The organism is Clostridium beijerinckii, from assembly GCF_036699995.1.
Lineage (GTDB): Bacteria > Bacillota > Clostridia > Clostridiales > Clostridiaceae > Clostridium > Clostridium helianthi.
In genome coordinates, this window is record NZ_CP144906.1 from 2,873,230 (window position 1) to 2,885,024 (window position 11,795).

Here is an 11,795-nt window from a genome sequence, read left to right on the forward strand (position 1 = left end):
ATATTGAAATGCTGGTATAGGAATGACCTACAATTCTTATATATCTTTTTGAATATGATTTTTATTGTATACTCTAAATGATTTTAGTATTTCTATTAATATTTCCATTAGAACAATATTATATTTAATTTACATATAAGTAACAATATAAATACAAAATATATTTACAATAAATAATATTTGCTGTTAATATGGTTAAGCTAATATTAGAAATTAAATATTTTCTATAAGGAGGCTTTACTATGAATGATAAAGAATTCTATAATTCAACTAAAAGTGTATCTGATCCAGCATCACAAAACTATAGCAAAGAAGTAAAAGAAAAAGCACATCAAGAAAGTCCATTTGGAGAAGCTAAATCTTCTCCTCATACCGAATTTAAAAAGAAAAGACACTAAAATTATGAATCCACGACAAAAATTAAATAATGTCGTGGATTCATGAATTTTAAATTAAATTATCATCTTTCAACAGATTATATAGTGTAGGATTAAAATTAAATTGACCAATTAAATTTTCAACTTCAAATAACGCTTTTTCTTTTTTATCCTTAGATATATTAGACTTAGAGGCTCTAATCAATATATTTTTAGGCGAATGTGCAATATCAATAAATTCTAAAAGTTGTGTTTTGTATCCTATGCTTTCTAAAAGGTTGGCTCTAACAGAATCAGTCATAAGTGCTGCAATTCTTTCTTGAACTATTCCATACTTTGTTAATATAGACAGTGAATCTGTTTTCATTTGGGCATTAAATTCGTGTTGACAACAAGGGACAGAGAATATTAATTTGGCATTCCATTTTATAGCATTATATAATGCATAATCAGTAGCAGTATCGCATGCATGTAATGTTATTACCATATCAACTTTATTATTATATTTAAATCCATTTATATCTCCAAGTTCAAAGTGTAAATTTTCATAGTTATAACTTTTGGCTATATCATTGCATTTTTTTATAACATCAGCTTTAAGATCTAATCCAATCATCTTTACTTTAATATTCTTTATTTCTACAAGGTAATAATACAATACAAAAGTTAAGTAAGATTTTCCACAACCAAAATCTAAAACAGTAAGTTCTTTATAATCATTTTTCTTGATTTCATCATCAATAATTTCGACAAAACGATTAATTTGCTTGTATTTATCATACTTTGAGTTCACTACTTTTCCTTCTTTAGTAAATACACCTAAATCTATTAAGGGCTCAATAATCATACCCTCTTTTAATATATAATTTTTTTCCTTGTTATGTGCTTTATTAAGTGTTTTTTGATTATCACTCTTTTTCTTACTTAATAGAACCTTGCCCTTTTTTGATATTTTTACCTCAAAGCTAGCCGAATTTGACCATGCAGAAATTTGCTTATAATTTGGCTCCACATACTCAATAATTCTTTCTTCTAAAATATCTGTATCAATGTTTTCATGGAACACCTGCTTATCAGTATATTTTTCTATTTGATAGTACGTTCTTTTATTATTTTCTTTTAGATATATAACTATTTTATTATATTCAAAATTTTTATTTGTTTTATTGCTAACAACTAGCTTTATAACATTGTCTTCTATTATTTCTTTAATTGCTTTTTTCAACTCTTCCATACTTCAACTCACCTTATATTCAATAATCTTGTTTACTAACAGTATTAATATATTAGTTTTAAACCTATTTTTATATTTTATATTAATTTCATCTACAATACTATGATTATTTATAGATAATTTCAATATTAGGAATTTATTATTTAGGATGCTTCATCAATTAGATTATACCTTTTCTTAATAAGTCCTTGAATGTAGCCCATTCTACAAATTTTCCACCCATACTTTCTAAATGCTTTGTATGCATCTGGCAATCTATAAATATGAAATTTTCGTTTTTTAGTTTTTCTGCAAGCTTTATTAATGCTATTTTAGATGCATTACTTACCTTAGAAAACATACTCTCTCCGAAGAAGCATTTTCCTATTTTGACGCCATATAAACCTCCTACTAATTCATTATTAAGATATGTCTCCACGCTCATTGCATAACCTTTATTAAATAAATTCATATATGCTTTTTTCATATCATTGCTTATCCAAGTTCCCTCATTATTATCTTCTCGAATATCCTTGCAATTACTAATTACACCATAAAAATCTTTGTTGAAAGTTACATGAAACGTCTCTTTTTTTATAATTTTCTTCATTGATTTAGAAATTTTAATTTCATCTGGTATTAATATAAATCTTGGCTTGGGACACCACCAAAGAATCGGCTCACCTTCGTTATACCATGGAAATATACCATTACGATAAGCTAATATCAATCTTTCTAATGATAAATCTCCTCCGATTGCCAAAAGCCCATCTTTTTCTGAAAGCTCAGGATTAGGAAATATTATCTCATTTGTTAGTCTAAATATGGGCATCATATTCACTTCCTTGTATTTTAATTCTTCTTTTAAAATTATTCTATCATATTCTAATACTTAAATAATTCTTTGCAAAAAAATAAGCTTGTAAAAGCCTATTTTTTTATTATAATCACTATACTTAGATTTATTATTTAGTTCCTTATATAAGTTCCCAAAAAGATAATTCATTTTATATAAATTTGTTTGGTTATATAAAATTAAAGTTTAAGATAAACTTTAATGAATCAAAGTGTTTAGACTATATATAACACATATACAGCCTAGTGTATTATTAAAAATACAAAATACTTTATGATTATAACATTTTATAAAAATCTAACATTGATTCCTTTACCAAGAAGTTGGACGTGCTATTGACTTTGGTAAGATTGTATTAGAATCTCCTTTCGCTGAATTAATCTGAGATTGCGTAATGAATAAGCTATCTTTAAGATTAGCACCTCTAATATCTGCATCACGTAAGTCAGCTCCAATAAGATCCGCATAACTCAAATCATTTCCTTTAAGATCTGCTGCTATGAGAAATGCCCCTCTTAGGTCCGCGCCTTTAAGATTAATCTTTTTAAGATCTGCACCAATGCAATCTAGTCTGCCAGCAATTGTTTTTTTACGTTTTAAGTTAGTTTTACTGTTACCAAGCGCTTTGGCCCTAACAAATTCACTTGTTTGCCTGAGTAGAGCATTAACATTATCTCTATGGACCTCTATATCTAAAGTCATAAGGAGGTCGGGTGCAGATTTAGTAATATCTTCTGTTTCGGTTATTAGATTATTTATTTTATTTTTTATCTTTTCATTAGTTTGAATTGATAAAGCTTGTTTTAGATACCACAACATTTCATGAAGCTGTCTCATAATCAAAAAAACTTCATACATTTTATCGGATAATTCAGGATTTTCTTTCCAATTATGTCCAGCATATGTGATTTGAGCAACCTTTTGTCCTGCACCAAAACAGTCGTAAGTTGTACAACCTTTAAGTCCTTTTTTTCTCAAATCCTTATGAATAGAGCAACTAAAATCTGATTGCAAATTTAAGCAAGGCTTTCCAGCGTTTTTATTGTTTGGAAATCCGTCTGAAGCCGAAAAATATAATGCAACACAGCAAAAACCAAAGCATTTTGGGCAATTAATTTTTAGATCTTCAAATAATTCCTCATCAAATGTATTTTCGTTTATATATGTCAAAGTAACTCACCCCGTAATATTATATATAATACAGTCATAACTTATAGCAAGTAATTTTTTACTAAAATATTGTATTATGTATTTAAAAACTCATGTTCCAACTGCATTTAGAATTATTTTAACATAATTGGAACTATTAAACTACTTTAATAGGATTAGAAAGTTTTTATTTTAAAGAAGATAAAACATAACAATACCCTTTATGATGAAGTACTGTTATGTTTTTATTCAAAAGTATTGATACTACAACTATTATGTGATAATTGTATTAATTGTTTAATTTTTTAGCTTCAGCAACTAACCTATATAGAGTGTTCATGGCTTCCATAGGATTTAAACTTAATATATCCACTTCGCTAACTTCTTTTAGAAATGCCTCTTTTTCTATAAAAGTAAAATCTAATTGCATATTGTTAGAAGAATCCTTATTCTTATGTTTTTTAGATGAATTTTCAGTCTTTTCATCAATTCTATGATCATTTTTATTACTTTCTGCTTTATTAAAAGAATCTTTTGCTTCAACTTTTTCTATATATTGACTCTTACTTTCACAGGCTTTTTCAGTAATAGTAACTACACTATTGTCTCTATTTATATCTAGAGCAACCTCATTTTCTATGATTTCAGTGTTTGTTACTTTGTGTATATCAAAATTATTTTCGCCTTCAAGGCCTAAAAGAATTTCTTTTGCTCTATTAATAACATCATCAGGAAGACCAGCAAGTTTTGCAACTTCTATACCATAAGACTCATCAGCACCACCTTCAACTATCTTTCTTAAGAAGATTACGCTATCTTTCATTTTCTTAACAGCTACAGAGTAATTCTTAACACCAGGCAAAACTCCTTCAAGTTTTACTAATTCATGATAGTGTGTTGCAAATAAAGTTTTACATCTTAAATTTTCATTACCAGTTATGTATTCAATGACAGACCAAGCTATCGAAAGTCCATCATAAGTTGATGTTCCACGTCCTACCTCATCTAATAATACTAGACTTTTAGACGTTGCATTCTTAAGGATATTTGATACTTCCCACATTTCAACCATAAATGTGGATTTACCACCAGCTAAATCATCAGAAGCTCCAATTCTAGTGAATATCTTATCACAAATTGAAATATTAGCACTAGCTGCTGGTACGAAAGATCCTATTTGAGCCATTAATGTAATAAGGGCAACCTGTCTCATGTATGTTGATTTACCTGCCATGTTAGGTCCAGTTATTAATAGCAATTCCTTATCACTTTGATTCAAGGTAGTATTATTGGAAACAAATTCACCTCTTCCAATTACCTTTTCAACAACTGGGTGCCTGCCATCTACTATTTCGATAATTCCATCTTCGTTGATTTTAGGTTTTACATAATCATTTTCAAGAGCGATTAATGCCAAGGTGGAAATACCATCTAGATTAGAAATTATTCTAGCACTTTTTTTTAGTCTTGCAATTTCCTTCTCAATGGAATCTCTTATATCAGTGAATAAAGAATATTCTAAGTTTATAAGCTTCTCTTCTGCACCTAGAATTTTATCTTCCATAATTTTAAGTTCTTCGGTTATATATCTCTCAGCATTTGCAAGAGTTTGTTTTCTTACATATCTACCTTCTGGAATAGAATTATAATTTGATTTTGAAATTTCTATGTAATATCCAAATACTTTGTTATAACCTACCTTTAAAGATTTGATTCCGGTAAATTCTCGTTCACGATTTTCCAGAGCTGCAATCCATTCTTTACCATGAAGCTTTGACTGTCTTAATTCATCAACTTCTGAATTATAACCATCTTTAATTATATTTCCTTCCTTTATACTTAAAGAGGGCTCTTCTTTAATGGAAAATTCAAGTAATTCTCTTATGTCTGATAGTTCATCTAAATTTTCATAATATTCTTTTAGCAGTTCTGAATTAGCAGTTCCTAAAAGTTCTTTTATAGATGGTAATTTGTCTAATGAAGCTTTAAGAGATAACATATCTTTTGCATTCACATTTTTATTTGAAATTTTACCGACAATTCTTTCTATATCATAAATATCTTTTAAAGAACTTCTTAAATCCTCATTAAAACTAATTGAACTAAATGCTTCGCTAACACCACTTAGTCTTTTTTCTATTTCAGATTTAATAATTAACGGTTCTTCAATCCATTTTCTAATTGTTCTACCACCCATAGATGTAGCACTTTTATCAAGAACCCATAAAAGAGACCCTTTTTTGCTTTTTTCTCGTATACTTTCAGTAAGTTCTAAATTTCTTCTTGAATTTCCGTCAATTGTCATGTAATTAATTATTTCATATTGTTCTAGCAAATTTATATTAGTTAAACTCATTTTTTGAGTTTCATATATGTATTTAAGTAGTACTCTGCTTGCAATTTCTCTTTCATTTACTAATCCAGAAACCTCTAAATCGGAAAATTGATCTATAATTTCTTCTTTTGATACAATAAATTCATTAAAGTCTTTCTCTGTAATAAGTGCAGTAGTTATACCCTTTATATCATCTATTAAAGATTGGCTAATGTTTTTATCTACTAAAATTTCTTTAGGTGCAACCTTTGAAATCTCGTCTAATAAGGTTATCTTTATATTATCAAAGGAAGTTGTTTTAAATTCGCCAGTACTTATATCCGAAACTGCTAAACCTATTTTTTCATTGCTTTCATATATAGTCATTAAATATGTATTATCATTTTCTAGAGAACTATTAGCATCTATGAATGTTCCTGGTGTAATTATTTTTACAACACCTCTTTTTACAATTCCTTTTGCTTCCTTTGGATCCTCAAGCTGTTCACATATTGCTACCTTATACCCCTTATTAACAAGCCTTGGTATATATGCTGCTGCTGCATGATGTGGTATTCCACACATAGGAGCTCTTTCCTCAAGACCACAATTTTTTCCTGTAAGAACTAATTCAAGCTCTCGAGATACAGTTATTGCATCATCAAAGAACATTTCGTAAAAATCACCTAATCTATAAAATAGAATACAATCACTGTATTCCTCCTTTGTTTTCATATATTCAACCATCATTGGCGTTAAAGCCATAATTAATTTCCTCCTTTTTATGTAGCTAGGTTACACTGTTTCTCGACCTAGATTTATATATATTTAATTTAAGGTAATATTTATATAAATTTCATTATACATCTAAAAATCCCTAGAACAATTATAACAATTATCTTAGAGATTTTCATTAATATTTTATTTAACTGAAAATAGATATAAATATTTATCTTAAAAGGATTTTTCTAATTTTAGTTTTTCTTAAAATTGTAATTATTAAGGCAGACAATAATAAAGAACAGATAAACCTAAGAATTGTATTTGCAAAAAGTACTGGTATAAACATTGCAAGCCATATCATAACTATTTGATGAGAACAATATATTCCTAAGCTATATTCCCTGCAGGCTTTAGAAACCTTAGTAGAAATATTTTTTGTGGAATTAATTGCCCAAATTAAGATTAAAGGGGCTGCAATTATTGCTGATAGATACATATTAGCGTCCTTAGCAATTCCAGTTTTATTTAACACAAAGGTTTCAATTAAAAGTAATATAATTGAAAGTATACTTAGTAATCCTGACTTTTGTATCTTTTCATTTAATTTATATTTGCTAACGATTGCACCTAAAGATACAAAAAGAATTGATTCGGTAATGCCTATTTGTGGAAGCATAAATATTGAAGTATATCCGTTGATTAATGGATTTATCATAGTTTTTTCAAACAACCCATAATAGGTATCTCCAGTTGTCCCAAATAGATATAATACAAATCCAATTATAAACAAGAAAAACAGCTTGTCTCTTTTTAATAATGGGGAAATTATAAAGATAGTAATAATTAGCGAAGATATATACCAAAGGCTTCCTGTAACCCCTGCAAATAATAATCTCTCAATAATTAAAATAGGTGGAGCACTTAAACTGCTTAAGACAAGTGGAAATAAAGCTATAATCTCTATAAGCACCCATAAAAAATAGATACGTAATAAATGCTTAATAGTTGATTTGGGTTCTTTTTCGGAACCAATTCTATTATATAAAAAATAACCCGAAACCATAAAGAAAAATGGCACAGCGAGTCTAGCAATACCCATACTAGTAGCAATCCATAAGTCATCATTTACGGACTTAAAAGCCATTGTATGAATTGATACAACTGCAATTGCAAAAACTAAGCGTAATACATCAACCATTCCATAATGAATATCATTTTTTGTTTCCATATCACAACACTCTCCCTTAACATATTAATATTTTAGAGCAGACACTTAGAATTTCAAATGCCTACTCATTAAAATCATTATTCCTAAACTTAGTTAGTAACTACCTTTAAATCATCAATTAGTCTATTAATTAATTCTGGAGATAAATATCTCTTACCACGATATTTATTTATATAAAAGAATAATTCACTTTCTGTATTGATTATTTCTCTAATTTGATTATTTCTACTTTTCTTTATTACAACTTTTTGATTGTTTCGTAAAGCATTTAATGCTTTTTCAAATACATCTTTTATATACTGATATTTTTCTTCAAATTCTTTTTGAGACTTTTCTTTCAAAGCTCCACTTTGGTAGCTTGTTGGCCCGAAACTAAGACCATAGCTTAAATAGAATCTTAATAAATACCTAGTTTCAAAATCATCATAAATTACATATGCATCTTCTTTATTACTCATTTTTTTACCTCCTACTTACTTATATAAATATGATAGTACAAGTAATAAGCCTTAGTTACATAAAACCTCTGAATTATACACTTTTAAAGCTCAAACGTCACTTAAGCTAAATTAGAGAAAAGTATATATCCTAATACCGTGACAACAAAAAATTATATTAATATAAAAAATACACCAAGTTAAATCCAAGAAATCTGAATTCAACGTGGTGCATTTTCTCTATATAGTGATTGCTATAAGATTTTGTCATTTGATTTTATATCAACTCAACAAATCTCCAATAATTAAAAGTTGCTAATAATTTTTTCAAACTTTATGTGTCTATCTTACTAAATTTATTACTGTTGCCTTAGGTCTAGACATAGATTCAATTGAATATCTTATTCCTTGAGTTCCTATTCCAGAAGCTTTAACTCCTAGGAATGGGAAATGGTCTGGACCTCTCTCAGTTTTATTATTTACTTGTACTGTACCTACCTCTAATCTGTCAGCTACATAAAATGCATCATCAATATTTTCTGTAAATACTGCACTTTGAAGTCCGTATTCTGATTTATTCGCTATCTCAATAGCTTCATCTTTATCTTTTACTCTTATTATCGGAAGAACTGGTCCAAAAGGCTCTTCCCATGCAAGCCTCATATCAGTAGTAACATTATCAAAAAGTGTTGGATATATTAAATTACCTTCTCTATTTCCACCGACAATTAGATCTGCACCTTTATCTTTGGCGTCATCTATTAATTCCATAACATAATCAGCCGATTTAGTACTAATTAATGGTACAATATCTACATCTTTTTCTAATGGATTTCCGACCACAAGTTTATTCATTTTCTCTTTAACTTTAGAAATTAATTTATCAGCAACTTTTTCTAAAACTAGAATTCTTTTTACTGCAGTACATCTTTGGCCAGAGTATGAGTAACCACCTGCTACAATATTATTAGCTGCAAGCTCTAAGTCCGCATCTTCTAAAACTATAGCGGCATCTTTTCCACCTAACTCCATTAAAAGTGGTACCATGCTAGTTAGTTTTGAAATTCTAACACCAACGTCTGTACTTCCAGTAAAATTAATAAAGTTTACACCTTTATGAGTAACTGCGTAATCTCCTATTTCGCTGCCTCTACCTGTAATTGTATTTAATACCCCATTTGGCACTCCAGCTTCCTGAAAAACTTTTGCTAAGTATAAACCACATAAGCTACCTTGAGTAGCAGGTTTTAATACTAATGAGTTTCCTACAATTATTGCAGGCGCTATCTTTGATGCTGATAGGTTTATTGGGTAATTAAATGGAGATATTGCAAGAACTACTCCTAATGGCTCTCTATTTACAACTGAGATTTTATTTCTTTTAAATCCAGGGAAAGTATCTCCTGGTATACTTTCACCAGACATATTCTTAGCTGTATCAGCAGTAAATCTTATAAAATCTGCTGTTCTATGGATTTCAGATTTTGAGCTCTTTCTATCTTTACCAATTTCTCTAACCATAATATCAACAAGCTCATCAGTTCTTTCAACTAAAATATCAGCTGCTTTATACAAAATTTCGGCTCTTTCACTTATTGGAACTTTACTCCATTCTCTTTGCCCAGCTTTTGCAATATTTATTACATTATCAACATCTTCCTTTGTCATAGCAGGAACTGTACCAATTAATGAATTATCAAGTGGCGAATAAATTTCAATTACTTTGTTATCTTTACTACCAACCCATTCACCATTTATTAAATTTTTAAAGTTATTATTTTCGCATTTTATACAATTAAACATTCCTTCACCTCTTTAATACAATTTACTAATTAATATTAATTATCATTTAATAATATAATATACTAATTATTATATTATATCCAGATAAATTAATAAAATTTAATAATTAATATATTTTTATTCTTGGAAATACGGCTTATTGTTATAAAGTATGGAATATAAAAAATTACTTCTTATGAATTTTATGAAAAATTTAAGATTAAAATTCATATTAATTAAAACTTTAAGAATATCCAATACCTCTTCGTATAAAGCTTATAAAAATTAGTTATTTTAACCTGTTATCTTTAGTGAAAAATGTTCTATATCCAAGAGTAACAAACAAAACAGTGGATACAGCAGTACTACCTAATATAGCAAGCATTATACCAATTTGATATTTTATTGCAGTGATAGGAAATGTTCCAGAAAGAATCTGTCCTGTCATCATTCCTGGTAGAGATACAATTCCCATAGTTAGCATATTATTCATAGTTGGAAGTATGGCGCTGTCGAAAGCATTATTAACAATTTGTCTAGTGGCATCAAGTGGGCTTGCCCCAAGCATTAACGAATTTTCTATTTCAATTCTTTTATCTTCAAAATCACTACATAGTTTATTTGCGCCTAGTGCAATACCTGTCATGCTGTTACCAACAATCATACCTGAAATAGGAATAAAATATTGAGGATTGAACCATGGGCGAACACTAAGAACAACTATTATAAAGAAAGCTGCAGTCAAAAGAGCTCCAAAGGTCATTGAAAAAGCAATTATACTTTTTAATTCCTTTGACATTTGAACTTTCACTCTCTTTATTGAATTATAGATTGCAAAAGAAATCATAATTATAATCATAAAAGAAGTTAACCACCAACTTGGATTATTAAATACGAACATGAGAACATAACCCATTATAGTAAGTTGTATTGTCATTCTAGTTGAAGCAATCAATATTTGTTTTTCTCTTTTGATGCCTCTTGATTTAAAAATAATAAGCATTATTAGTACAAAAACATAAGCAATTGAAAGTTGGAAGACCGATAGATTCATGACTGCATTATTCATAATAAGATTTCACAACCTCTCTTTTTTCAATTCTCACTATTGAATTATTATATTTCTGCGCTATCTGCTCTGAATGAGTGATCATTATAAGTTCCTTATTGTTTTCTAACACAAACTTTGAAAAATTATCTATTATAAATTGCTCAGTATCTTTGTCCAGTGCAGCTGAAGGCTCGTCTAACAAATATGTATCAGCATCCATAAGCATCACTCTAGCTAGGCATAGTCGCTGTTTTTCCCCGCCAGAAAGGTTACCACATCCATCAGTGAGTTTTTTATTAAGCTCGACTCTTTCAAGAATTTCTTTCATTCTACTTTTTGATGCAGGAAGTTTTTTTGAAAATTCTAATCCAATTTGGAGATTATCTTCTATATTACCACTATAAATAACGGGAGTCTGACCTAACATAACCACATTTCTACGTAATAATATTGTATCAATTTTAGAAATATCTTTATTATTATAAAGTATAACTCCTTCATCGGGTACGTTTAAACGGTTTAACATACGAAGTAAAGTTGTCTTTCCACTACCAGAGGGCCCTACAACACATGTAATTGGTTTATCTATATTCAGAAATTTGATATCTAATATATTTCTAAATTTTATATTTCTAATTTCAAACATATTAATTCACTTCCTCATT

Annotated in this window: 10 protein-coding genes; 1 reads left to right on the forward strand and 9 read right to left on the reverse strand. The window is 28.6% G+C overall.

Going from position 1 to position 11,795, the window contains the following annotated elements:
* The first annotated feature begins 242 nt into the window (after positions 1-242).
* A complete protein-coding gene (locus tag PZA12_RS13305) occupies positions 243-398 on the forward strand; it encodes a hypothetical protein (RefSeq protein WP_171983629.1) in 156 nt (51 codons plus the stop codon).
* A 49-nt stretch (positions 399-447) separates the two neighbouring features.
* On the opposite strand, the gene PZA12_RS13310 is transcribed toward PZA12_RS13305, so the two are convergent.
* The 9 genes from PZA12_RS13310 to PZA12_RS13350 all read right to left on the reverse strand — a co-directional run bounded on the left by PZA12_RS13310 (position 448) and on the right by PZA12_RS13350 (position 11,776).
* On the reverse strand, positions 448-1,611 hold the full coding sequence (locus tag PZA12_RS13310; RefSeq protein WP_078115520.1) for a class I SAM-dependent methyltransferase: 1,164 nt from the start codon (positions 1,609-1,611) through the stop codon (positions 448-450).
* 160 nt (positions 1,612-1,771) lie between these two features.
* On the reverse strand, positions 1,772-2,422 hold the full coding sequence (gene aat, locus PZA12_RS13315; protein ID WP_077843001.1) for a leucyl/phenylalanyl-tRNA--protein transferase: 651 nt from the start codon (positions 2,420-2,422) through the stop codon (positions 1,772-1,774).
* A gap of 336 nt (positions 2,423-2,758) precedes the next feature.
* Positions 2,759-3,616, reverse strand: a complete 858-nt coding sequence (locus PZA12_RS13320; protein WP_078115519.1) for a pentapeptide repeat-containing protein — start codon at positions 3,614-3,616, stop codon at positions 2,759-2,761.
* 268 nt (positions 3,617-3,884) lie between these two features.
* Positions 3,885-6,674 carry a DNA mismatch repair protein MutS gene (mutS, locus tag PZA12_RS13325; protein WP_078115518.1) on the reverse strand — a complete coding sequence of 930 codons (2,790 nt, stop codon included), beginning with the start codon at positions 6,672-6,674 and terminating at the stop codon, positions 3,885-3,887.
* A 184-nt stretch (positions 6,675-6,858) separates the two neighbouring features.
* A complete protein-coding gene (locus tag PZA12_RS13330; protein WP_078115517.1) occupies positions 6,859-7,860 on the reverse strand; it encodes an acyltransferase family protein in 1,002 nt (333 codons plus the stop codon).
* Between the two features lie 89 nt (positions 7,861-7,949).
* Positions 7,950-8,318 (reverse strand): hypothetical protein, encoded by a 369-nt coding sequence (locus tag PZA12_RS13335; protein WP_077843005.1) that lies wholly within the window; start codon positions 8,316-8,318, stop codon positions 7,950-7,952.
* A gap of 321 nt (positions 8,319-8,639) precedes the next feature.
* The gene (locus tag PZA12_RS13340; protein WP_078115516.1) at positions 8,640-10,100 is read right to left on the reverse strand and encodes an NADP-dependent glyceraldehyde-3-phosphate dehydrogenase; all 1,461 of its coding nucleotides are present in this window, start codon (positions 10,098-10,100) and stop codon (positions 8,640-8,642) included.
* Between the two features lie 268 nt (positions 10,101-10,368).
* Complete coding sequence (locus tag PZA12_RS13345) at positions 10,369-11,148, reverse strand: ABC transporter permease (protein WP_078115515.1); 780 nt, start codon at positions 11,146-11,148, stop codon at positions 10,369-10,371.
* A complete protein-coding gene (locus PZA12_RS13350) occupies positions 11,141-11,776 on the reverse strand; it encodes an ABC transporter ATP-binding protein (protein ID WP_078115514.1) in 636 nt (211 codons plus the stop codon). Before PZA12_RS13350 ends, PZA12_RS13345 begins: the two co-directional genes overlap by 8 nt.
* Positions 11,777-11,795: the final 19 nt, after the last annotated feature.

Excerpts from the sequence above, each read along its gene's own strand:
- PZA12_RS13330 (WP_078115517.1), bottom strand. The coding sequence starts at position 7,860 with ATGGAAACAAAAAATGATATTCATTATGGAATGGTTGATGTATTACGC.
- PZA12_RS13340 (WP_078115516.1), bottom strand. The coding sequence starts at position 10,100 with ATGTTTAATTGTATAAAATGCGAAAATAATAACTTTAAAAATTTAATA.
- aat (WP_077843001.1), bottom strand. The coding sequence starts at position 2,422 with ATGCCCATATTTAGACTAACAAATGAGATAATATTTCCTAATCCTGAG.
- PZA12_RS13350 (WP_078115514.1), bottom strand. The coding sequence starts at position 11,776 with ATGTTTGAAATTAGAAATATAAAATTTAGAAATATATTAGATATCAAA.
- PZA12_RS13310 (WP_078115520.1), bottom strand. The coding sequence starts at position 1,611 with ATGGAAGAGTTGAAAAAAGCAATTAAAGAAATAATAGAAGACAATGTT.
- PZA12_RS13305 (WP_171983629.1), top strand. The coding sequence starts at position 243 with ATGAATGATAAAGAATTCTATAATTCAACTAAAAGTGTATCTGATCCA.
- mutS (WP_078115518.1), bottom strand. The coding sequence starts at position 6,674 with ATGGCTTTAACGCCAATGATGGTTGAATATATGAAAACAAAGGAGGAA.
- PZA12_RS13335 (WP_077843005.1), bottom strand. The coding sequence starts at position 8,318 with ATGAGTAATAAAGAAGATGCATATGTAATTTATGATGATTTTGAAACT.
- PZA12_RS13345 (WP_078115515.1), bottom strand. The coding sequence starts at position 11,148 with ATGAATAATGCAGTCATGAATCTATCGGTCTTCCAACTTTCAATTGCT.